The sequence below is a fragment of the Mycobacterium sp. NGS27 genome, from assembly GCF_059813005.1.
Window position 1 is genome coordinate 134,046 of sequence record NZ_JCALDT010000011.1, and the last position, 23,233, is coordinate 157,278.

19 protein-coding genes are annotated in these 23,233 nt (G+C 68.1%); 5 read left to right on the forward strand and 14 right to left on the reverse strand.

Annotated elements, in window-relative coordinates; all coding sequences use genetic code 11:
- Positions 1-2: 2 nt before the first annotated feature.
- Both dapC and fdxA read right to left on the reverse strand, forming a co-directional pair.
- Entirely contained in the window at positions 3-1,088 is a 1,086-nt protein-coding gene (dapC, locus tag AC5Y30_RS23955) for a succinyldiaminopimelate transaminase (RefSeq protein ID WP_499921595.1), read from the reverse strand.
- 41 nt (positions 1,089-1,129) lie between these two features.
- Complete coding sequence (gene fdxA / locus AC5Y30_RS23960; protein WP_007773662.1) at positions 1,130-1,456, reverse strand: ferredoxin; 327 nt, start codon at positions 1,454-1,456, stop codon at positions 1,130-1,132.
- A gap of 375 nt (positions 1,457-1,831) precedes the next feature.
- On the opposite strand from fdxA, the gene AC5Y30_RS23965 reads away from it, so the two are divergent.
- Complete coding sequence (locus AC5Y30_RS23965) at positions 1,832-2,155, forward strand: hemophore-related protein (RefSeq protein WP_499921566.1); 324 nt, start codon at positions 1,832-1,834, stop codon at positions 2,153-2,155.
- 20 nt (positions 2,156-2,175) lie between these two features.
- Here the strand turns inward: AC5Y30_RS23965 and AC5Y30_RS23970 are convergent, their stop codons facing one another.
- From AC5Y30_RS23970 to mshB, 4 genes are all read right to left on the reverse strand, one after another.
- Positions 2,176-2,940 carry a maleylpyruvate isomerase N-terminal domain-containing protein gene (locus tag AC5Y30_RS23970; protein ID WP_499921567.1) on the reverse strand — a complete coding sequence of 255 codons (765 nt, stop codon included), beginning with the start codon at positions 2,938-2,940 and terminating at the stop codon, positions 2,176-2,178.
- A gap of 39 nt (positions 2,941-2,979) precedes the next feature.
- The gene (locus AC5Y30_RS23975) at positions 2,980-5,619 is read right to left on the reverse strand and encodes a bifunctional FO biosynthesis protein CofGH (RefSeq protein WP_499921568.1); all 2,640 of its coding nucleotides are present in this window, start codon (positions 5,617-5,619) and stop codon (positions 2,980-2,982) included.
- 93 nt (positions 5,620-5,712) lie between these two features.
- A complete protein-coding gene (locus tag AC5Y30_RS23980) occupies positions 5,713-6,174 on the reverse strand; it encodes a hypothetical protein (protein WP_499921570.1) in 462 nt (153 codons plus the stop codon).
- A 92-nt stretch (positions 6,175-6,266) separates the two neighbouring features.
- Positions 6,267-7,181, reverse strand: a complete 915-nt coding sequence (mshB, locus tag AC5Y30_RS23985) for an N-acetyl-1-D-myo-inositol-2-amino-2-deoxy-alpha-D-glucopyranoside deacetylase (protein ID WP_499921571.1) — start codon at positions 7,179-7,181, stop codon at positions 6,267-6,269.
- Positions 7,182-7,277: 96 nt separating this feature from the next.
- On the opposite strand from mshB, the gene AC5Y30_RS23990 reads away from it, so the two are divergent.
- Positions 7,278-7,889 carry a TetR/AcrR family transcriptional regulator gene (locus AC5Y30_RS23990; protein ID WP_499921572.1) on the forward strand — a complete coding sequence of 204 codons (612 nt, stop codon included), beginning with the start codon at positions 7,278-7,280 and terminating at the stop codon, positions 7,887-7,889.
- Positions 7,890-7,897: 8 nt separating this feature from the next.
- Here AC5Y30_RS23990 and AC5Y30_RS23995 read toward each other — a convergent pair whose 3' ends face one another.
- From AC5Y30_RS23995 to AC5Y30_RS24025, 7 genes are all read right to left on the reverse strand, one after another.
- Positions 7,898-9,760, reverse strand: a complete 1,863-nt coding sequence (locus AC5Y30_RS23995; protein WP_499921596.1) for an ABC transporter family substrate-binding protein — start codon at positions 9,758-9,760, stop codon at positions 7,898-7,900.
- Positions 9,761-9,838: 78 nt separating this feature from the next.
- On the reverse strand, positions 9,839-11,728 hold the full coding sequence (gene typA, locus AC5Y30_RS24000; protein WP_499921574.1) for a translational GTPase TypA: 1,890 nt from the start codon (positions 11,726-11,728) through the stop codon (positions 9,839-9,841).
- Between the two features lie 152 nt (positions 11,729-11,880).
- Complete coding sequence (gene narI, locus AC5Y30_RS24005; RefSeq protein ID WP_499921575.1) at positions 11,881-12,612, reverse strand: respiratory nitrate reductase subunit gamma; 732 nt, start codon at positions 12,610-12,612, stop codon at positions 11,881-11,883.
- Positions 12,605-13,273 carry a nitrate reductase molybdenum cofactor assembly chaperone gene (gene narJ / locus AC5Y30_RS24010; RefSeq protein WP_499921576.1) on the reverse strand — a complete coding sequence of 223 codons (669 nt, stop codon included), beginning with the start codon at positions 13,271-13,273 and terminating at the stop codon, positions 12,605-12,607. The genes narI and narJ overlap by 8 nt, the downstream gene beginning before the upstream one ends.
- Positions 13,270-14,883: a nitrate reductase subunit beta gene (gene narH / locus AC5Y30_RS24015; protein ID WP_499921578.1), complete on the reverse strand. Its 1,614-nt coding sequence runs from the start codon at positions 14,881-14,883 to the stop codon at positions 13,270-13,272. The genes narJ and narH overlap by 4 nt, the downstream gene beginning before the upstream one ends.
- 34 nt (positions 14,884-14,917) lie before the next feature.
- The gene (locus tag AC5Y30_RS24020; RefSeq protein ID WP_499921579.1) at positions 14,918-18,625 is read right to left on the reverse strand and encodes a nitrate reductase subunit alpha; all 3,708 of its coding nucleotides are present in this window, start codon (positions 18,623-18,625) and stop codon (positions 14,918-14,920) included.
- Positions 18,626-19,069: 444 nt separating this feature from the next.
- A complete protein-coding gene (locus AC5Y30_RS24025; RefSeq protein ID WP_499921580.1) occupies positions 19,070-19,462 on the reverse strand; it encodes a (deoxy)nucleoside triphosphate pyrophosphohydrolase in 393 nt (130 codons plus the stop codon).
- 214 nt (positions 19,463-19,676) lie between these two features.
- On the opposite strand from AC5Y30_RS24025, the gene AC5Y30_RS24030 reads away from it, so the two are divergent.
- Both AC5Y30_RS24030 and AC5Y30_RS24035 read left to right on the forward strand, forming a co-directional pair.
- Complete coding sequence (locus AC5Y30_RS24030; protein WP_499921582.1) at positions 19,677-20,450, forward strand: DivIVA domain-containing protein; 774 nt, start codon at positions 19,677-19,679, stop codon at positions 20,448-20,450.
- A gap of 111 nt (positions 20,451-20,561) precedes the next feature.
- On the forward strand, positions 20,562-20,846 hold the full coding sequence (locus AC5Y30_RS24035; RefSeq protein WP_499921583.1) for a 4a-hydroxytetrahydrobiopterin dehydratase: 285 nt from the start codon (positions 20,562-20,564) through the stop codon (positions 20,844-20,846).
- Between the two features lie 121 nt (positions 20,847-20,967).
- Here the strand turns inward: AC5Y30_RS24035 and AC5Y30_RS24040 are convergent, their stop codons facing one another.
- Positions 20,968-22,266, reverse strand: a complete 1,299-nt coding sequence (locus AC5Y30_RS24040; protein ID WP_499921585.1) for a mannosyltransferase — start codon at positions 22,264-22,266, stop codon at positions 20,968-20,970.
- A 156-nt stretch (positions 22,267-22,422) separates the two neighbouring features.
- Here AC5Y30_RS24040 and AC5Y30_RS24045 point away from each other — a divergent pair, with 156 nt between their 5' ends.
- Complete coding sequence (locus AC5Y30_RS24045; protein ID WP_499921587.1) at positions 22,423-23,172, forward strand: hypothetical protein; 750 nt, start codon at positions 22,423-22,425, stop codon at positions 23,170-23,172.
- The last annotated feature ends 61 nt before the right edge of the window (positions 23,173-23,233 follow it).

Below are 23,233 nucleotides of genomic sequence, written 5' to 3' on the forward strand. Positions count from 1 at the left end.
GGCTAGGAGAGCCGCTGCACGGCGGCGGCGATCCGCTCATCCGTGGCCGTCAGCGCAACCCGCACGTGTTGCGCACCGCGCGGCCCGTAGAAATCACCCGGCGCCGCCAAGATGCCGCGCTGCGCCAGCCAGGCAACGCTGGCATGGCATGGCTCGCCGCGCGTGGCCCACAGGTAGAGGCCGGCTTCAGAATGGTCGATGGCGAAGCCGGCCGAACGCAGCGCGGGCAGCAGGGCCGCGCGGCGCCGTTCGTAGCGCTCCCGCTGCGCCAGTTCGTGAGCGTCGTCGTCCAGTGCGGCAACCATGGCCGCCTGCACCGGCGTCGGCACCATCATCCCGGCGTGCTTGCGCACGGCCAGCAGTTCGGCGATCACCTCGGGGTCTCCGGCGACGAAGCCGGCCCGGTACCCGGCCAGCGACGAGCTCTTCGACAAAGAGTGGATCGCGATCAGGCCCGTGTGGTCGCCTTCGCACACCGAGGGGTGCAGGATCGACAGCGGCTGGTCGTCCCAGCCCAACCCCAGATAGCACTCGTCGGAGGCCACCAGGCAGCCCCTGTCGCGGGCCCATCCGACCACTTTGCGCAAGTGATCGACGCCCAGGACGCGTCCGGTCGGATTGCTCGGCGAGTTCAGGTAGTACAGCGACGGCGATTGCGGGCCCAGCTGGGTCAGGGAATCCGCGCGCAGCACCCGCGCCCCGGCCAGGCGGGCCCCGACGTCGTACGTGGGATATGCCAGCTCGGGCACCACGATCACGTCCACGGGCCCCAGGCCCAGCAGCGTGGGCAGCCACGCGATCAGCTCCTTGCTGCCCACCACCGGAAGCACGGCCTCCTCGGTCAGCCCGGTGATGCCAAACCGGCGGTCCAGCGCGGCGACCGCCGATTCGCGCAGCCGGGCGGTGCCTGCGGTGGCGGGATACCCCGACGCCGATGCGGCGGTGGTCAGCGCCTCCTGGATCACGGGGGCAACGGGGTCGACCGGGGTGCCGACGGAAAGGTCGACGATCCCATCCGGATGCGCACTGGCCTGCGCTTTCGCATCGGCCAGGGTGTCCCAGGGGAACTCGGGCAGAGACGCCGACACCGCCGGCCGGCCCTTTTTGAGCTGGTGGGGCACCGGGCCGCTCAGTCGCCTTCTCCCTGGGGTGGCAGATCCTTGACCACTTGCGGGTCGTTCTCGGTCATGCCCACCTTGGCCGCGCCGCCGGGCGACCCCAGCTCGGCGAAGAAGTCGGCGTTGATCTGCGTGTACTGGCTCCACTGGTCCGGCACATCGTCTTCGTAGTAGATCGCTTCGACGGGGCAGACCGGCTCGCACGCCCCGCAGTCGACGCACTCGTCGGGGTGGATGTAGAGCATCCGAGCGCCTTCATAGATGCAGTCGACCGGGCACTCCTCGATACAGGCTTTGTCCTTGATGTCGACACAGGGTTCGGCGATCGTGTAGGTCACAGACGTCTCCTCCAGGTACTCCGGCTGAAATGTGGGCTGCTGTTCAGCTCGCACCGGCGTGTACGACCGCCTCCGGTGAAGCTTTCGGTTACTGATACTAGACGTTGCAGATACAGGTCAACCATTCGGCGCGCCTGTCGGTTCACCGATTTAAGACCGTCAGTCTCGGACGCTGCGAGGCGGCCCCGTTTCGCTGAGCGCGAACGCCGTGAACAAGCGCTGAGCTGCACAGAGTAACGGCCCAGCGGCGGCCTGCGATATCCGTTGCGTCACAAGCACCCTCGCGGGGCCTGGTAATCTCGGGCGAGAGCCGGCAACCGCTTGGCAGATGTCACCGCCGTAGCGCGGTGCATTAATTGGGGAAGGGTTCCACACATGAGGCTGTCGTTGAGCAAATTAGGCGTTGCGGTTGGCAGCGCAGCGGTGGCGTTGACCGCCGCGGCCGGGGTCGCATCGGCCGACCCGGTCACCGATACCACCTGCAACTACGGGCAGGTCATGGCCGCGCTGAACGCGACGGACCCGGCCACCGCCCAGCAGTTCAACCAATCGCCGGTCGCCCAGAGCTACCTGCGCAAGTTCCTCGCCGCGCCGCCGGCGAAGCGCGTGCAGATGGAGCAGGAGATCCAGGCAATGCCGCAGGCCGCGGCGTTCATGGGCACGATCCAGCAAGTCGCCACCGTCTGTAACAACTACTAGGCCGACCGGGCGCGGACTGCTCAGTAACCGCTGAGCAGTCCGCGCACCCGTCCTAGTTCTTCGGCGCCGGCGCGGCTGCGGATGCGTGACGGATCGGCCGGCCTGCGGCCCCACAGCAGCAGCACGCGCGCGGCGGCGTCGGTTTCCAGGGTGGCCGGGCCTTCCGGCTCGGCAAGGCCGATGCTGACCTGATCCGGCTCGGCGGCCAGGACCACATCGTCGGTGCCGTCGGCTCGCAGGCGAGCCTCGATGCGCTCACCCGGACCCAGCAGCTTGGCCCCTTTCACCAACAATGGCCTGCCGACGGCCACGACGCTGTGGGTGGTCATCCACGGCTCGGCCAGCCGGGCCTGGGCGGCCGGCTCGTCGCCGGTGATATCCCAGCTGTGCAGGACGAGTTCTTCGCGCATGTGCTCGGCGAACCAGGGCACTTTCATGGTGCGCCCCGTCCAGGCGACGTCGGTGTCGGCGGGCACGCCTTCGGCCGCCACCGCGACCTCGTTGAGCGTGGCCATCCTGTCGGTCAGCGCGTCCCACAGATCCGCGTCGTTCAAGGCGCGCAACGGGCCCTCGCGCTCCTCGAAGCTGCGGGTGGCCACGGGCTGACCGTCCAGGTGCGCGCCGAGCACCCGCGCGAGTTCTTCGGCGTTTCCGGCCTGATGTACCACGATGTCGCGCACGGTCCAGGCCTCGCACCACGTGCCGGCGTCGGGCCCGCGCCCGCGTACCGCATCCACGAACGGTGCCCACTCGGGAAATCGGTCGTCGTCGATTCGTCGCTTCACGGCCTCGGGTATACCCGCCGCCTGTGACAAGAAAGCGAACTACGCGGCCATGGGCGTGTAGTCCGTGGTGCGCTGCCGCGCCGGGCGGCCGATGCCCGCGGCGATCGCGGTCAGCTCCGCCACCGTCTTGGACGAGCCGTGTTCGGAACCGGCCATCCGCGAGATGGTCTCCTCCATCAACGTGCCGCCCAGGTCGTTGGCACCGCCGTTGAGCATCACCTGCGTGCGCTCGACGCCGAGCTTGACCCAGCTGGTCTGGATTTGAGAAATGCGGCCGTGCAACATGATTCGCGCCAGCGCATGCACCGCCCGGTTGTCACGATGGGTGGGCCCGGGGCGCGACGCGCCGGCCAGATACAGCGGTGAGCTCTGATGCACGAACGGCAGCGGCACGAACTCGGTGAAACCGCCGGTGCGGTCCTGGATGTCGCGCAACACGTTGAGGTGGCCCACCCAGTGCCGCGGGCTGTCGACGTGGCCGTACATCATGGTCGACGACGACCGCAGCCCGACTTCGTGTGCGGTGCTGACGATTTCGATCCACAGCGACGTCGGCAACTTGCCCTTGGTGAGCACCCAGCGCACTTCGTCGTCCAAGATCTCGGCGGCGGTGCCGGGGATGGTGTCCAAGCCCGCTTCGCGCAGGCTGATCAGCCACTCACGAATGCTCATCCCGCTCTTGGTGACACCGTTGGCGATCTCCATCGGGGAGAACGCGTGCACGTGCATCGAGGGAACCCGCGCTTTGACGGCGCGGACCAGGTCGGCGTAGCCCGTCACCGGGAGCTCGGGGTCGATGCCGCCCTGCATGCACACCTCGGTGGCGCCTTGGACGTGGGCCTCCCACGCGCGATCGGCGACCTCGTCGGTGGACAGCGAGTAGGCGTCGGCGTCGCCCTTGCGCTGGGCGAACGCGCAGAACCGGCACCCGGTGTAGCAGATGTTGGTGAAGTTGATGTTGCGGTTCACCACGAAGGTCACGTCATCGCCGACGGTCTCGCGGCGCAGCGTATCGGCAAGGGCGGCAACCGCTTCCAGGGCCGGACCGTCGGCGGTCGCCAGCGACAGGTATTCGGCGTCGGAGCAGCCGGCCGGGTCGCGCTCGGCCGAGCGCAGCGCCGCGAGCACGTCGGTGTCCAGGCGTTCGGGCGCTTTCGCGCCTTGGGCGGCCAGTTCGTGAACGTGGGCACGGATCGATTCCCAGTCGCCGAAGGCGCTGTCGATGTCGCTGCGGGTTTCGGTGTTGCGGCCCTCGCTGTCGATCGCCGCGTTGAGGTCGACCCGGCCCGAGGAGCCGACGTCGTCGGGCTCCTGCCAGGGCATGCCTACCGGGTTGACGTCGCGGGCCAGTCCGGTCGCCGGATCGGCCAGCGCGCTCACGTGTCCCTGCACGCGCGGGTCGATCCAGGCCGAGCCCGCCTGCACGTATCGGGGCTGCGCGGTCAGCCGCTGCACCAGCTCGTAGCCGGCCGCGGCGGTGACGGCGGCCAGGTCGTCCAGGGCAGGCCACGGCCGCTCCGGGTTGACGTGGTCGGGTGTCAGAGGTGAAACCCCGCCCCAGTCATCGACTCCGGCGCCGATCAGCGCCAGGCACTCATCGCGCGACACCAGGTTCGGCGGGGCCTGGATGCGCATCGCAGGCCCGAGCACCAACCGCGCGACCGCCACCGTCGCCAGGTAATCCTCGATGCCGAGGTCGGGGACGGCGGCCATCGCGGTGTGTTCCTTGGCCCGGAAGTTCTGCACGATCACTTCCTGCACGTGGCCGAACTCCTTGTGCGACTTGCGGATCGCATGCAAGGTGTCGGCCCGCTCGGCGAGGGTCTCGCCGATGCCGACCAGCAGGCCGGTGGTGAACGGAATCGACAACCGGCCCGCGTCGGTCAGCGCGCGCAGGCGCACGGCCGGGTCCTTGTCCGGGCTGCCGTAGTGCGCAAGCCCTTTCGTCTCGAACAGCCGGCGCGATGTCGTCTCGAGCATCATGCCCATCGACGGCGCCACCGGCTTGAGCCGCGCCATCTCCGACCAGCTCATCACGCCCGGATTCAGGTGCGGCAACAGCCCGGTCTCTTCGAGCACCCGGATCGCCATGGCCCGCACGTAGGACAGCGTGGAGTCGTAGCCACGCTCCTCGAGCCACTCGCGCGCTTCCGGCCAGCGATCCTCGGGCCGATCGCCGAGGGTGAATAACGCTTCCTTGCAACCGAGTTCGCCGCCGCGCTTGGCGATGTCGAGGATTTCGTCGGGCTCGAGATACATGCCGGCCCCTTGGGCGCGCAGCTTGCCCGGGACGGTGACGAAGGTGCAGTAATGACAGCTGTCCCGGCAGAGGTGGGTGACCGGGATAAAAACCTTGCGCGAGTAGGTGATCGGCAGGCCGCCGCCCGGCCCGCGCCGGCCGGCCGACTCCAGGCCCGCGTCGCGCACGCGGGCCGCGCTGGCACACAGATCCGCGAGATCCGCCCCGCGCGCGGTCATCGCGACCGCCGCCTCGTCGATGTTCAGCGCAACGCCATCCCGAGCCCGTCGCAATACCCGTCGCAGCGCCGAGGCGCTGACCTCAGCGGAGGCCTTACCCGGAACCACCGGGTTGGGCAGAGCAATAGGCTCCTCGCCCGGAGTCAACAGCACCTTCGTGTAACTTCCCCACGATCGAATTTCATCCGTGCGTCCCAACATAAATCGTGGCACCCGCTGGCGGGTCCCGTCTGGGCAACAGTCAACAGTAGCGGCACACCCGGGTTAGCACGCGGGCGACATCCCGGCCGAGCGTCAGGCGCCCTGGCCGCGCCGCCATAGCACCCATACGGGTGGTACGACGCCCAGGACCAGCAGCAATAAGGCCCCGTATGCCATCAAGCCGCGACCGCCCAGGATGACGTCATCGGCCGGGCCGCCCATGCTGATCACCGCCACCGTCAGCAGCCACGTCCACAACGGCAGGGCCGCCGCGCGGGGTGAGCCGGTCCAGCGACCGGCGGCCCACACCAGCGCCGCGTTGACCAGTCCGGAGACCAGTCCGCTGACGGGGAAGGGAACCGTACCGAGGTAGAGCGGCAGCAGCAGAGCTCCGGCGAGTGCGGAGAGCACCCCGTCGACCGCCAAGAGGGCCAACACGACGAAACGGATCGCGGGGTCGGTGGCACCGCTGTCGTCGACGGAGGCGACGCGTGGCTTGGTTTCGGTCAGGTCGGGACGCTGTCGATGTTGGACAAGATGGAGCCGATAACCCACTGAAAGTTGTCCAGCCGGTCCTGCCAGTGCTGCTGGTTAGGGTCCAGGTCGGGGTCCATGCGAATTCCTTCCGTGGCTGCCTGTTTGGCAGCTTACCGCGTCGAGGCCTCCGGGAGACCAAGCCCCGCGAGCAGGTCCGTTTCCCAACCGCGCTCGTCGCGCTCTCCCGCGGCACCGGCGGCGAGCACGTAATGCTCGTCCCCCGATATCGGTATCGCCACGTTGTTCGATAGCGCGCAGGCCCGACCGGTCGGCCCGACCACCACCTGGGTGGCGTGCGCGGCCAGCGCCGCCCGCTTGGCCGCCAGCGCCTCCGGTCCGGTCTCGACGACGGCGTCGATGTCGTCGTCGGCGTAGCCGAAGGTGAACTCCTCTTTGGGCGGGATCGACCACTCCGGCCGCAGATCCGCGGGCGTCAGCGCCGACATGGCCGCCTCGAATGCGCGGCTCGCGAAGACCGACCAGTACAACTTCGGTGCGGCCCAGGCCTCGCCGGGGAAGTCGGCGGCGCCGGGTCCCGGGCCGGCCGCCGCCACGGCGGCCACCGTGATGCGGTGCGCGTGCACGTGATCGGGATGGCCGTAGCCGCCGCCACGGTCGTACGTCACGACGACGTGCGGGCGCTGCTCGCGAATGACGGCCACCAGCGCGCCGACGGCCTCGCGCTCGTCGGCATCGATGAACCGTTGCCGGTGCCGCGCCGGCGTGCCCCGCATGCCCGAATCGCGCCATCGGCCGGCGCCGCCGAGATAGCGGGGTTCGTCGATGCCCAGCGCCCGCAGCGCGGCGGTCAATTCGCCGATCCGGTAGCCGCCGAGCTGGTCCGCGCGATCGACGGCGAGTCCGGCCCAACGGTCACCGATCACCTCGCCCTCCTCGCCCAGCGTGCAGGTGACGACGCGGACGTCGGCCCCGCGGGCGGCGTAGTGGGCGATGGTGGCGCCGGTGCCGAGGCTTTCGTCGTCGGGATGCGCGTGGACGAACAGCAGCCGCGGCGTCTCAGGCATGGTCGGCACCCTACCGTCAGCGGCCACGATCGCGGCGGCCCGGCGGCTACCCGTCGGTAAGCGGCGGATAGGAACGCGCACGGCTACTATCAAGGCGTGCCCCAGCTCACGGACGAAGACCAGACCACCAACCGAAGCCGCCGGCGAGGTGAGGTCCTGGAACGCGCCCTGTACGAGGCCACCCTCGCCGAGCTGACCGAAGTCGGTTACGGGGGCCTGACCATGGAGGGAATCGCGGCGCGCGCCCACACCGGCAAGGCCGCGCTCTACCGGCGCTGGGACACAAAATGCGAGCTGGTGCATGCCGCTTTGGTTTTCGCGCTGCCGCCGCTGCCCGAACTGCGTTCCGGCCGGTCGGCCAGGGAGAACCTGCTGGCGATGTTTTCCGCCCAGCGTGACCTACTGGCCGGGAAGACCGGCTTCCCGGGGCTGGACGTCATCCATCAGCTGTTGCATGAACCCGAGATGCGGGCCATCTTCGCCGATGCGGTGGTGCGGCCGCGGATGAAAATCGTGGAATCGATCCTGCAGGCCGCCATCGAAGACGGCGACCTCGATCCGAAGGTCGTCACTCCACTCACCGCACGCATCGGGTCGGCCCTGATCAACCAGCACTTCCTGCTGAATGGAGCACCACCGAACCGGCGTGAGCTGGCGCTGATCGTCGACACCGTGATCCCGCCGCGGGCCGCGGGCCCCGCAGGCTGACCCGCGAGTTACGGCCCGGTCTTGACCCATTGGCCGGCATCGCCGACGATGCCGACCGGAACCGCACCGGACAAGCTGACGTTCTGCACGCTGGGACCGGCCCCGACGATCGTGGTGTCCTGCAGGATCGGCAGCACGGTCGACATGTTCCACAAGCGCGGCTCGACCGCGGTGATCACGTCGTTGATGTTCTTGGTGCCGTTGAGGGCGGCGTCGATGTTGGACTGGATGCTGCGATCGCAGATCCCGGTCAGGTTCGACGGCGCCTGCACCAGGGCGCCGGGATCGGCCGGACGGCTGGGGGGCGGCGTCGTCGTCGGCGTGGTCGACGTGGCGGTCGGCCCGGTGGATGGCGTGGGACCGGCGGTAAGCGACGGCGAGGGCGCCGGCCCGTTGGAAACGGGCACCTGGGTCGATTCCAGTGCGCGACAGCCGTACCGGGACGCGAGCCGGGTCGCCAGGTTTCCGCCGGCCTGATGCCAGCCGACGATCGCGTCCACGCGGTTGTCGTTCAGCGCGTCGTGATACAGGGTGACCGGGTCCAGGGCCAGCACGGTCGCGGCGATGCCGACGTTGCGCAACCGGTCGGCGGCGGTGTTGGCCACCGCGACCGAGGTCGGGTCATTCGCCGCGACCCCGATGACCAGTGAGAGCTCTTGGCCGTCCTTGCTGATCCGGCCGCGGATGACCTCGGGCGGCCCGGTGTTGGGCGGGGCGGGCGCGGGTGACGCCGAGGAGTTGGGTTCCACCTTGTAGCCGGCCCCCTCGAGCAGCGCCAACGCAGCCGGCGTCGACATCGCCGGTGGGGCGGTGGGCTCATATCCCGGGTCGCTCGGCGCACGGATCTGGGCCTGGTCCAGGGTGACGGTGTTGTCGCTGCCCGCGCCGACCGCGGCGAGCAGGTCCACGTCCAGCAGCCCCAAGACCGCCTTACGGACTTGCGTGTCAGCCAATTTGGGCTCGTTGGCCCGCAGCGTGAGCTGCATGACGCGCGGCGTCACGATGCGGGCGGTCCGGACATCGGGAATGGCGGACAGCTGCGCGAAGGCCGCTGACCCGCCGTGCACCTGCGCCACCTGGGTGTCGCCGTTGCGCACGGAATCGGCCAGCGCGGCCGGCGCTCCGGCGCGCCGGAACAGGATGAGCGCGGGTTTGGCCGGTGGCCCCCAATAGCGGTCGTTGCGCGCCACCAGGATCTCGTCGCGCTGCGGGTCGATGCTCTCCACGCGGAACTGCCCGCCGGTGACCGGAAGCGCCCGGGCCAGCCCGGCCGCGAAACCCCCTGGCACGTCCTTGACGATGTGCGCCGGAAGGATGTTGCTGAACAACTCCTTCCACGCCGGATATGGTTCGGCGAAGGTGACCACCGCCTGCTTGCCGCCCTCGAGGGACTGCACGCCGGTGATGAGGTCATAGCCCGCCGGGTCGACGACGCCGGGCTGGCTGACCATCTGGTGCCACAGGTACCAGAAGTCGTCGGCGGCGATCGGCGCGTTGTCGGTCCACTGCGCCTCGGGCCGGATCTTGTAGGTGACCGTGAACGGGTTCTGGCTGGTCACGTCGGCGGACACCAGTAGGGTCGGGTCCATCTCCCAGCGCGAGCCGGTCGGCATGTTGGTGTCGGGGACCGGCCGAAACGCGCTCGGCAGCACCAGCGCGCTGATCGCCGCGTTCACCGGGGACAGGTCGGACAGCAGATGCGGATTGAAGCCCGCCCCGATCGAGTCGATGCCCATGATGATCTCGCTGACCCGGGGCGGCGGCGGCACCGAGTTGTGCGGCGTATCGGTGCTCTGCGGCGCCGGCGGCGGGTTGACGGTGCAGGCCGAGAGGACGAGTCCGACCAGCAAGATCAGGCCGGCGAGCACCATCAACCAACGGCGGACTCGTCTCGGCACGCTGCTCAGGGTATCGAGCAGCCGCGCAGCGGGCCGTCCGGCCACGCGGTGTTAACCCCGTGCCTTGGCGCGCGACCGGGTGCGAGCCCGCGCCGTGGCGTCCAGCTCGACCTTGCGCACCCGCACGATCTCCGGGGTCACCTCGACGCATTCGTCTTGCGCGCAGAACTCCATGGCCTGCTCGAGATCGAGCTCGAGCGGCCTGGCCAACGTTTCGATGACATCGGCGGTCGACGACCGCATGTTCGTCAGCTTCTTTTCGCGGGTGACGTTGATGTCGAGATCCTCTGCGCGCGGGTTGATCCCGACGACCATCCCCTCGTAGGTGTCCTGGCCGGGTTCGACGAAGAACTGGCCGCGGTCGGCGAGCTGGATCATGGCGAACGGTGTGATGGTGCCCGCGCGGTCGGACACCAGCGACCCGGTGTGGCGGGCCCGGATCTCTCCCGCCCACGGCCGGTAGCCGTCGAACACGGCGTTGGCGATGCCGGTGCCGCGGGTCAGGGTGAGGAAGTCGGTGCGGAAACCGATCAGGCCGCGGCTGGGCACGACGAAGTCCATCCGGACCCAGCCCGCCGCGTGGTTGGTCATCTCTTCCATGCGGCCCTTGCGGGCGGCCATCAGCTGGGTGATGGCGCCGACGAACTCCTCGGGGCAGTCGATGGTCATCGCCTCGAAGGGCTCGTGCAGCTTGCCGTCGATCGTCTGGGTGACGACCTGCGGCTTGCCGACCGTGAGCTCGAAACCCTCGCGACGCATCTGCTCGACGAGCACCGCCAGCGCGAGCTCGCCGCGGCCCTGTACCTCCCAGGCGTCGGGCCGGTCGATATCAACGACCTTGATGGAGACATTGCCGACGAGTTCGGCGTCGAGCCGCGACTTCACCATGCGAGCGGTCAACTTGTGGCCCTTCACCTTGCCCGCCAGCGGCGAGGTGTTGGTGCCGATGGTCACGGAGATGGCGGGCTCGTCGACGGTGATGCGCGGCAGCGCGTGCGCGTGGTCCGGGTCGGCCAGCGTGTCGCCGATCATGATCTCCGGAATGCCCGCGACCGCGACGATGTCGCCGGCGATCGCTTCGTCGGTGGGGGTACGTTCCACGCCCTCGGTCACCAGCAGTTCGGTGATCTTCGCGTTCGTGATGACGGGATGCCCGTCCACCTCGCGCATCCAGGCCACCTGCTGGCCCTTGCGGATCCGGCCCTTGTAGATGCGGATCAGCGCGAGCCGGCCGAGGAAGGCCGAGGCGTCGAGGTTGGTGACCAGCGCCTGCAACGGCGCCTCGGGATCGCCCTGCGGCGGCGGGATGTGCTCGAGCAGCACGTCGAACAGCGGATCGAGGTTGTCGCCCTCGGGGTTCTCACCGTTGGCCGGTTCCGTCGTGCTGGCGATGCCCGCCCGTCCCGACGCGTACAGCGTCGGCAGGTCGAGGGCGGCCTCGGCGGCCTTCTGGGCGTCCTCGTCGAGGTCCGATGCGACGTCGAGCAGCAGGTCGTGGCTCTCCGAGACGACCTCGGAAATCCGGGCGTCCGGCCGGTCCGTCTTGTTGACCACCAGGATCACCGGGAGGTGGGCGGACAGGGCCTTGCGCAGCACGAAACGGGTCTGCGGCAGCGGGCCCTCGGAGGCGTCGACCAGCAGCAGCACCCCGTCGACCATGGAGAGTCCGCGCTCCACCTCGCCGCCGAAGTCGGCGTGGCCCGGGGTGTCGATGACGTTGATGACGGTCGTCGTTCCGTCCTCATGCTTGCGATGCACGGCCGTGTTCTTGGCCAGGATCGTGATGCCCTTTTCTTTCTCCAGGTCCCCGGAGTCCATGAGGCGTTCGACAGCGTCGTCGCCGCGGTGGTGCAGCGCGCCCGACTGCCGCAGCATCGCGTCGACCAGGGTGGTCTTTCCGTGGTCGACGTGGGCGACGATGGCGACGTTGCGAAATAGCACGTCGGTGATTGTGGCAGCGGGCGCCCGGGATAGCGAACCGGCTGGTTGCCGGGCGCCCTTAGCGGGCGGCTACGGCGTTCAGTGTGCGGTGGCGGCGGGCCGGGTCGGCGTGTCGTCGCCCTGGCCGCACAACCAAAGCGCAGGCCGAACGCTTACCAGCCCCGCCGGCGCGGTGCGGTACCGACGAGTTCGCCCTTGGCCGCGGCCTCGCGGCTGCGATAGACGATGTAGGGCCGAAACAGGTAGACGACCGGGGCGCTGAAGACGTGCACCAGCCGGGTAAAGGGCCACAGCGTGAACAGCACCATGCCGATCAGGGCGTGCAGCTGGTAGTCCAGCGGCGCGTTGATCATCACCTCACCGTGCGGCTGGAATATCCAGATCCGGCGGAACCACATACCGACGGTGTAGCGGTAGTGGAATTCGCCGCCGTGCGGGCCGGTGCCGATCAGGTCGCAGTACAGGCCCACCACGATGGCCAGCAGCAGCACCACGTACATCACCTTGTCGCTGCGGCTGGTGGCCATGGTGACCGCCGGGCGGGTGAACCTGCGGTAGATCAGCAACCCGATGCCGATCAGCGTCGCGATGCCGGCGATCGACCCGGCGATGACCGCCTGCAGGTGGTAGAAGTGGTCGCTCATCTTCATCATCTGGGTGACCTTCGGCGGGACGAAGAGCCCCATCACGTGTCCGGCGAACACCGCCAGGATGCCGAAATGGAAGATGGGGCTGGCGATGCTCAGCAGTCGCGACTCATAGATCTGGGAGGACCGCGACGTCCAGCCGAACTTGTCATAGCGGTAGCGCCACCAGGTGCCCACGATCAGCACCGACAGCGTGACGTAGGGCGCGATGTCCCAGAACAGGACGTTGCTAAACACTCGGCGTTCCTTTCCGGGGTGGCACGGTCAGGGTAAACGGTTGCAGCCCAACGGCTTCCGCCGGAGGTCCGGCTTTCGCCAGCCGATCGGCGCGACGGGCTTCCTGATCTGTTGCGGCGGGCAGGGTCTCGCAGACCGCCGCCACGGTCGGCTCGTAGACCGACTTGGCGTCGGCCAGCGCGCCGCGCAGCACTTCGATGGGCACTCGGTGCTGGTTCAGCAGTCGCCGACCGGCCTCGGGATCCACGGTGGCGGCGAATTCGAGCACCACGGTCAGATGATCGGGCGCCTCGCCGCCCGGCGGCGCCACACCGGCCTCGCGGTAGGCGGTGGCGAACGCCAGCATCTCCCGTCCCCGGTTGCGGGTGTCCCCCGCGGTCCAGTAGGTCAGGTACATCGTGGCGCGCCGGCGCATGTCGAAGGTGGCGACGTAGTCCATCGCGGCGGCCATCGGCTCGCGGGTCCGCAGCGACGCCACCGTCTGCCCGAGCAGCGACGCCGCGGAACCCCCGATATGGCTGAGCAACTCGTCGACGACGTCCAGTCGCTCGCTCAATACGTCGTCCGGGTAGGCCAGCAGCAGCGACGCCGCCTGCCACACCAGACGATCCTGCATCGCCCGGCTGCTGGAGCGCTCACGGAGCGCCGAAAGCAATTTCATCGGTGCTGCTCTTCGGGAAACATTCCGGACGGCACCTGGCCACCGTCCCAGTTGAGCAGGTTCACCCGCGTCGATCGCCGGCTGTTGGCCGGATCGTCGCCGCGCTGCTTGAGGGTGTGGAAGGTCTCCACCGACACCACCGGATCCGACTCGTACATGCCGGGGCCACCCTCACCCGTCAACGAGCAGCCCATGTCCTCGAGCTCGCGCGCCTGCGGCGCAAACGCGGTCGGAATGACGTAGCGCTCTTCGTATTTCGCGATGGCGAGCAGCCGGTACATTTCGTAGATCTCCTCTTCGGTCAGCCCGACCGAATGGGGGATGTGCGGCTGGGTCTCGCGGCCGAGGTTGATGTCGCGCATGTAGGAACGCATTGCCGCCAGCCGCCGCAGCACGCCCTCGACCACAGCGGTGTCTCCGGCGGTGAACAGTTCGGCCAGGTACTGCATCGGGATGCGCAGCGCGTCCAGCGCGCCGAACAGGTTGCCGATATCTTCCCCGTCGTGCCCGTCGCGGCTGACCGCGTCGACCACCGGCGAGAGCGGCGGGATGTACCAAACCATCGGCATGGTGCGGTATTCCGGGTGCAGCGGCAGCGCCACCTGGTAGGTGTGGATCAGCGCGTACACCGGCGAACGCTGCGCGGCCTCGATCCACTCGTCCGGAATGCCCTCCGCCCGCGCGCCGGCGATGACCTCCGGATCGTTTGGGTCCAGCAGGATTTCGCACTGCGCCGGGTAGAGATCGGTCTCCTTTTCCACCGAGGCGGCTTGCAGCACCTTGTCGACGTCGTAGAGCACCACGCCCAGGTAGCGCAGCCGGCCCACACACGTCTCCGAGCAGATGGTCGGCAAGCCGACCTCCATGCGGGGATAGCACAGCGTGCACTTCTCGGCCTTGCCCGTCTTGTGGTTGAAATAGACCTTCTTGTAAGGACATCCGGATACGCACATCCGCCAGCCGCGGCAGCGGTCCTGGTCGACCAGGACGATGCCGTCCTCGCTGCGCTTGTACATCGCACCCGACGGGCACGACGCCACGCAGGATGGGTTGAGGCAGTGCTCACAGATGCGGGGCAGGTAGAACATGAAGGTTTCTTCGAGCGAGAGCTTGACCTCTTCGCTGACCTTCTTCAGGATCGGGTCTTCGGCCAGGATCTCCGGCGACCCGGCCAGGTTGTCGTCCCAGTTCGGTCCCCACGAAATCTTCGTCGGCTCACCGGTTATCAGGCTCTTGGGTGCGGCGGTGGGAAAGGTGTCGCCCGCGGGCGCCGTGGTCAGGTTCTCGTAGTCGTAGGTCCAGGGCTCGTAGTAGTCGCCGATCAGGGGCAATTTCGGATTGGCGAAGATCCGCAGCAGCTTGTGCAGGCGGCCACCGTCGCGCAGCCGCAGCCGGCCCTTCTTGTCGCGGATCCAGCCGCCGCCCCATCGCTCCTGGTCCTCGTAAGTGCGCGGATACCCTTGTCCGGGACGGGTTTCGACGTTGTTGAACCAGACGTATTCGGTGCCGGGCCGATTGGTCCACGCCTGCTTGCAGGTCACCGAACAGGTGTGACAACCGATGCACTTGTCGAGGTTCATCACCATCGCCAACTGCGCCATGACCTTCATCGCGCTCCCCCCTGCCGCGTCGCGTCGGTGCGCATCAGTACCGCACCTCCTGGCTGCGACGGCGCACGACGGTAACCTCGTCGCGCTGGTTACCGGTCGGCCCCAGGTAGTTGAACGCGAACGCGTGCTGGCCGTAGCCACCGGCCAAGTGGCTGGGCTTGATCCGCACCCGCGTCAGCGCGTTGTGGTTACCGCCGCGCTTGTTGTTGGTTTCGGAGCGCGGCGTGTCCACGGTGCGCTCCTGGACGTGGTAGACGAAGACCACGCCGTCGGGCATCCGGTGCGAGACGATCGCCCGACACACATAGATGCCGTTCACATTCACCGCCTCGACCCAATCATTGTCGCGCACTTGAATTTTGGCGGCGTCGCCTGGGCTCATCCACATCGTCGGGCCACCTCGCGACAACGAGAGCATGTACAGGTTGTCCTGGTAGGTGGAGTGGAACGACCACTTCGAGTGCGGGGTCAGATAACGCACGGTGAGCCCGATGCCGTCCTCGCATGGGCCGAGCGTGGGCTGGCCGAACAGGCGCGCCATGTCCAGCGGCGGCCGGAACACGGGCAGGTGCTCGCCGAGCTCTTCGACCCAGTCGTGCGCGAGATAGAAATGCATCCGTCCGGTGAGGGTGTGGAACGGCTTGAGGTTCTCGATGTTGATGGTGAACGGCGCGTAGCGACGGCCGCCCGTCTCGCTGCCCGACCATTCCGGGCTGGTGACCACCGGAACCGGCCGCGCCTGCGTATCGGCGTAGCTGATGCGCTTGTCTTCGCTGCCCTCGGCCAGATGCACCAGCCGTTGACCGGTGCGCTTCTCCAGTTCGTGGAAACCCTCGACCGCCAGCCTGCCGTTGGTCGTTCCGGACAGCAACAGCAGCACGTCGGCCATCCGCGAGGCGCTGGTGATGGCCGGACGTCCCGCGGCCACACCCGATTTCAGCACCCCGAACTTGGCGGCGAGCTCCTCGACCTCCCGGAAGGGGTGCACAGTGACGCCCTTGGTGGTCAAGCCGAATTTGTCGACGAGCGGGCCCAGGGTCCGCCACTTGTCGTAGACGGCGGTGTAGTCGCGTTCCACCACGGTGAGCTTGCCCATGGTGCGGCCGGGCACCGGCGTCGCGCCGGAGTGCAGCCAATCCTGTTCGGTGCCATCGGGATAGGCCATCGCATCCGGGGTGTCGTGCTGCAGCGCGCTGAGCACCACATCGGTGCGGGTGCCCAGGTGATCCTTGGCCATGGCGCTGAAGGCGCGGGCGATCGCACCGAAAGCATCGAAGTCCGAACGGGTTTCCCACGGCGGATCGGTAGCGGCGCTGAAGGCGTGCACATAGGGGTGCATGTCGGTGCTGGAAATGTCGGCCTTCTCGTACCAGGTCGCCGCCGGCAGCACGATGTCGGACACCAGCGTTGTCGAGGTCATCCGGAAGTCGATCGACATCATCAAGTCGAGCTTGCCCTCGGGGATGTCGCCCTCACACGTCACACCGGTGGGCCGCACGCCGTCCTCCGGCGGCAGCGCCGAAGCGTTGGAATCGGTGCCTAACAGGTGGCGCAGGAAGTATTCGCCGCCTTTGCCCGACGAGCCGATCAGGTTGGCGCGCCAAACGGTAAGCACCCGTGGCCAATTCACCGGGTTGTCGGGGTCCGTCACGGCAAGCTTCAGCTTGCGCTGGCCCAGTTGTTCGGCGACGTAGTCGGCGACGTCGCGATCGGCGGCGCGCGCCTCGTCGGCGACGTCCAGGCTGGACCGGTCGAACTGGGGGTAATACGGGCTCCATCCCATGGCCACCGCGGACGCCAGCAGGTCCATGGTGTGCTTGCCCGCGAACCTACCTCGCCCCACCGGGCTGGCCAGCTTGTCCGCCCCGTATCCGTCGTAGCGCCATTGGTCGGTGTGTGCGTACCAATACGAGGCGCCGGGCACCTGTCGCGGCGGGCGCACCCAGTCGGTGGCCATTGCCATCGTCTGGAAGCCGGTGAGCGGCCGGACCTTTTCCTGGCCTACGTAATGCGCCCAGCCGCCGCCGTTGCGGCCCATCGATCCGGTCAGCATCAGCAGCGCCAGCACCGCACGGTAGATCGCGTCGCTGTGGAACCAGTGGCAGATGCCGCCGCCCATGATGATCATCGAGCGGCCGCCGGATTCCTCGGCGCTGTGCGCGAATTCCCTTGCCACGCGGATGGCCTGGGCGGCCGACACGCCGGTGATCGCTTCCTGCCACGCCGGCGTGTTCTGCTGGGTGGCGTCGTCGTAGCCGGTGGGCCATTCGCCGGGCAGCCCGGGCCGCGCGACACCGTATTGGGCGAGCATCAGGTCGAAGACGGTGCACACCAGGTGTTTACCGATACGGCGTACCGGGACACCGCGCGCCACGGTTGTGCCCTCGCCGTCGACGGTGTCGAAGCTGGGCAGGTGCACCAGCGCGGTGCTGAGGTCCCCGTTGGCGCCGTGTGCGTCTCGCACACTGAGCGCCGGTACCAGGTCGCCGAGATCCAGGTTCCACTTCCCGACCCCGGATTCGCCGTACCGGAAACCCAGCGAACCGTGCGGCACCACAACCGAATCGGTCGTTTCGTCCAGCACCGCGGGTTTGAGCGCCGCGTTCTCCGAGCTCTTGAAGGCCTCGCCCAAATCCGCTGCCGTCAGGTTCTTCCCCGGCACCAGCATGTCGCCGCGTTCTTCCAACTTGATCAAAAACGGTAGGTCGGTGTAGCGGCGGGAGTAGTCGATGAAGAAAGGAACCTGCTTGCTCACATAGCATTCCGAGAGAATGACGTGACCCATCGCCATGGCCAGCGCCCCGTCGGTCCCGGCCGCACAGGGCATCCACTCATCGGCGAACTTGGTGTTGTCGGCGTAATCCGGGCTGACGGTCACCACCTTGGTGCCGCGGTAGCGCGCCTCGGCCATCCAGTGCGCGTCGGGCGTGCGGGTGATCGGGACGTTGGAGCCCCACATCATCAAATACGCCGCGTCCCACCAATCCCCGGATTCGGGCACATCGGTCTGGTCGCCGAACACCTGCGGCGAGGCCACCGGGAGGTCGGCATACCAGTCATAGAACGACGTCATGGGGGCGCCGATCAGCTCGAAGAACCGCGAGCCGGCGGTGTAGGACACCATCGACATCGCCGGGATCGGCGAGAATCCGGCGACGCGATCCGGTCCGTACGTCTTGATCGTGTGCACGTGGGCGGCGGCGATCAGTTCGGTGGCCTCGGCCCAGGTGACCCGAATCAGCCCGCCCTTCCCACGCGCCTGCTGATAGCGGCGACGACGTTCCGGATCGGCCTGGATGTCGGCCCATGCCAGCACCGGGTCGCCCAGCCGCGCCTTGGCCTCCCGATACATTTCGACCAGCACGCCCCGGGCGTACGGGTAGCGCACGCGGGTCGGCGAGTAGCTGTACCACGAGAACGACGCACCTCGCGGACAGCCGCGGGGCTCGTACTCCGGCCGGTCCGGACCCACCGATGGGTAGTCGGTCTGCTGGGTCTCCCAGGTGATGATCCCGTCTTTGACGTAGATCTTCCACGAGCACGACCCGGTGCAGTTCACCCCGTGCGTCGAGCGCACCACCTTGTCATGGCTCCACCGATCGCGGTAGAACACGTCGGCTTCGCGGCCGCCCTCGCGCGTGACCGTGCGCAGGTCGGCCGAGATCTCGCCCGGCGTGAAAAAGCGCCCACTGCGCTCCAAGAGCTCCTCGAGCGCTCCGCCGATGTGAGGTGTGACAGTCAAGAAGTACTCCTCCTAGTCGGTGTCGCGCCTCGCCGCCAGGCCGTTTGTTCGGCTCCGTACGCGTTGTGCTCGGCAACCGGCCTTGTGAACCACGCGCCCGCACCAGCCCGGATCGCCTCAACGCGGCTTCGCAGGCCCGCGGGCTGGAGGGCAATACAGCACCAGCATAGGTCTGGATCGGGGGCGAGATCAGGTCCGCCGCGCGACGAAAAAGGCATCGTGAGCATCGGTTTTTGCGCACCGGCGAGCGAACCGGCCCGGCCCGGTGGCCGCGTCGGCATGGTCTTAACCAGCATTCGGCTCGCTATCGGCACGCACATTCAGGGCAGCTTCGTGTGGCGTCGTTATTACAAGTCATATTGTTCTATTCAGTTCACCGCGAGGACCTGCAACGCGGCTGTACATAAGCTGCCGGAAGTCTGTGGACTTGTTATGAGGTAGCCGTCAAAGGGCCCGGGCCAGGTCTGCCAACCAGCGGCGATCGGCCGGCACCCAGTCGAGATCGTGCAGCTCAGCCGCCGTGATCCAGCGCAACGCCCGGTGGTCGCGGGCGTCGGGTTCGCCCCGGATCAGGCGCACGCGGTAGGCCCGCAGCGTGAACCGGCCGTCCACCGCGATGTCGTCGCCCAGCCTGTCGCCGACGGCGACGTCGACGGCCGCCAGGCCCAGCTCTTCGGCCAGCTCGCGGGCCAGCGCGTCGCGCTCCGTTTCACCCGGCGCCACCTTGCCTCCGGGCAGTTCCCAGCGACCGGCCAGCTCCGGCGGTCGGTCGCGTTGTGCCACCAAGACCTTGGCGTCGCAGATCAGGGCGGCGGCGACGACGATCTGGGTCGGCATGGCCAGTGACGGTATACCGTCGGGGCCCTCAGCCGGGCACGACGCCCGTGCCTCGCGAAGGCCGACATCAGCCTCAATGCCATCAAACCGGCGTGATGTGGATCGAAATCCCTTGCAGCACAGTGGCTCTCTTACAGTTTGAGCGCGACCGTGGGATACTCGGTCCTAGTCGTTCACCATCTCTAATGGGCACTTCCCGGAATGGGGGTTGGCAATGAGCACCGAATCCGCAACGACGTTCCCCCGCACCTTCAGGGGCTATGACCCGGCCGCGGTCGATGCCTACATCCAAGTGTTGCTCGCCAAGCAGCAGTTCCTCGTCGACGGACTTCAGAACTGTCGGGCCCAGCGGAACGAATTCAGCGATGAAGCGGCCGCGCTGCGGATTGAAGTCGCCTGCCTCACGGATGAGGTCGCCCTGCTCTCAGACACCTCGCCGTCGCCCTACGCGATGCAACATCGGATGGCGAAGTTGCTGCGGCGTGCGCTCGATGAGATCTCCCAGATGCAGAGCGAGTCGCGCGCCGAGGTAGACGCGCTGATCGCCCAGGCGGAGGCCGAGACCGAGGCCGCCCAGCGAGAGCACCGGGAGTTGCTGGCGGACATCACCGCGCAGCGAAAGGCGGTCGAGACGGAGTGCGCGGCAACCAGGAGAGAGTTCGACGCCGAACTCGCCCGGATGCGGGCTGACGCCCAATCGGCCATCGATGAGGCTTGGCAGCAAGCCCAGCATGAGCGCGAACAACTCCTCGCCGAGGCAAAACAGCGGGCTCGTCATTCCGATGAGCAGGCCAGGGCGGCGCTGGCCGAGTCGAATCAGCAACGGATCATGATCCTGGAAGAGTTGATGGGCGTCGCCCGCGACCTTCAGCGGGTTCCGGACATCCTCGAGTCGGCGTACCAGGAACGAAACAACCCGCCGGAGGAAAGCGTCGTGGTGCAGCTGGACCAGAAAAATCAGGCGCCGGGTCCCGCTGTCGCCTCGTAGCCGACCACTCGGTCGGGCGACGGGACGCAATCCGGGGGTCTGTGCCTAATCCTTGATCGGCAGCGAAATCATCTCCCCCGGCATGGCCGGTTGACGGTATACCGTCGAGGCATGGCTGTGTTAACGGATGAGCAAGTCGACGCCGCACTGCCGGATCTCACCGGATGGGAGCGCGCCGACGGCGCCCTGCGCCGCTCGATCAAATTTCCGAGTTTTCTCGCCGGCATCGACGCCGTGCGCCGGGTGGGCGAGCACGCGGAGAGCAAGGACCATCACCCCGACATCGATATTCGTTGGCGGACAGTGACTTTCGTTCTCGTCACGCACTCCGAGGGCGGCATCACCAAAAACGACATCGAAATGGCTCGCGACATCAACGGCATCGTCGACGGCTAGCGCTCCGAAGCCTGACGCTCGGCGTGGGTCGTCACGCTGGCGTGACGCTCGGCGTGGGTCGTCACGCTGGCGTGACGCTCGACGCGGGTCGTCACGCTGGCCTGACGCTCGGCGCGGGTCGTCACGCTGGCGTGACGCTCGGCGCGCTCGCGGCCTCTCGGCTGCCGGTTGCCGCGATCCAGATCAACGTCGCCACCGCCGCCACGATGTACACCAGCCCGGCCCAAGCCAGATACCACGGCCGGCTTATCTGCCAGATGGTCGGCTGGGCGAAGCTCAGCAGCCACGGCACACCGATCAGGGTGAGCGCCAGCCAGCCCCAGCCGACGATGCGCGCTCCCCTTCGCTCGCGCGCCGGGCCGTGGATCGCCCAGATCATCAGCGGTACCAGCCACACCCAGTGATGGGTCCAGGAGATCGGTGAGAGCAGCAACCCGAACAACTCCACGGCAAGCAGCCTGCCCAACCGGTCCGAGGGGTCCAGGTAGCGCCAGGCCAGCACGGCCAGCACGGCTGTGACGGCGACGGCGACCAGCAGCGGTGGACCGAATCCGACGTCGTGGCCCAGGATTCGCGAGATTCCGCCGCGCCAGGACTGATTGAACGAGGTGGCGATGGGTCCCACCCGGTGGGCATCGCCCAGCAGCTCGGTGAAGTAGTACCGGGCCTGGTCACCGACGACCAAAGCCGAAATCCCAATCGTGGCAACGAAAACGACCGCCGAGAACACCGCGGCTGCCCACCGGCGGGCGCCGACCAGATAGACGCCGGTGATCGCGGGGGTCAACTTGATTCCCGCCGCCACACCGACCAGCAGCCCCGACAGCCACCATCGCGGGGTGCACACCGCCCACAGCACCGCGGCCATCAGCAACACGTTCACCTGGCCGTAATCGAATGTGCTGCGCAGCGGCTCGATCCAGATGGCGACCGCCGCCCACGACATCGCGACGCGCCGGCCGGCGGCGCCGGCCGCGACGCCCATCAACCGCTGACTGAGCCGGATCGCCCCGTACAGCGCGGCCATGGTCGCGACCTGCCACAGGGAGGCAACGAGGCCGAACGGCAGCAGGTGCAGTGGGTAGAACACGACCGCCGCGAACGGCGGGTAGGTGAACGGCAGCGGGAAGTCCGGCGTCTGGTCGGCGTAGACGTAGCTGTATAAGGTGCCCGGGTGGTCGATCGCGGCGGATCCGCCGAGGTAGACGTGCAGGTCGACGAAGTTCGCGCCGTTGGGAGCCAGATACGTCCAGGCCAACCGCGCGGCGATGCTCGCGATGAGCAGCATCGGCGCGGCCACCTGAAGGGCGCCCGTCAACCGCTGGGGCTTGCATGCCGCCGGAGCGGCCGAGGTGGTGTCTATCCGCCCGACTTTAGCGAGCGGGCAACGCGTAGCAGCGCCATCGGGTCGCACGCCCACCGATAACGGGCCGTTGGGCGCTTATTCGACGCGTTCGGTCACCGATCTCACTCGTATCCGTAACGAGTCTATAAATGCCACACGTGTCACTTGAGTCCCATCTGCATCAAAGTAACTTCGGCGACGGGACCTGTAATCGATCAATCAGGGAGAGTCATGCCAACCATCTGGACTTACATGCGTGCAGCCGCCGTCGTGGTGGGCTCGTCCGCAGCGCTATTGACGGGCGGTATCGCCCACGCCGACCCCGTGCCCGCCCCGGCCGTGCCGAACATTCCGCAGCAGCTGATCAGTTCGGCGGCCAACGCACCGCAAATCCTGCAGAACCTCGCGACCGCACTCGGCGCCACGCCGCCGGCGGCTCCGGCCACCCCGGGCATCAGTTTCCCGGGTGTTCCGGCAGCCACCTCGCCGGCAACCGCGGCGGCTCCGGCGGCGGGTCTTCCGTCGATTCCCGGACTGACCGCGCCGACGAGCCCCACCGCCCCGGCGTCGTCTCCGGCGGCCAGCCCCCTCGTTCCGGGACTGGCGCAGTCGGCGGCCCCCGCCGCGCCATCGACGGCGACCGGCGGCATTCCGGGGATGCTCCAGGGCCTCACGGGTGCGCAGCCCGCGGCTGCGGGCCCCGCCGCCCCGGCCGCTCCGTCGATCCCGGGCCTGCCCGCGATCCCGGGGCTGTCGTCACCGGCGGCACCGGCCACTCCGCCCGCCCCGCAACTACCGCAGGCGCAGGTCAACATGCCGGCGATGCCGGCCGGCCTGCCGGTCAGTGTGCCTCCGAAAGTGACGCTCCCGCAGGACCTGCCGGCGCTCGCTTCGGGTCAGGCTCCTGCCGCGCCCGGGGCACCCGCGCCGGCGCCCAGCCCGGCAGGACCGGCAGCGCCGCTGCTGGCCGCCCTGCCCTGATCAGTTCGTAAACGGCTAAACCACTACTGAGAACCGAGGACACCGTGGCAACCACTTGGAA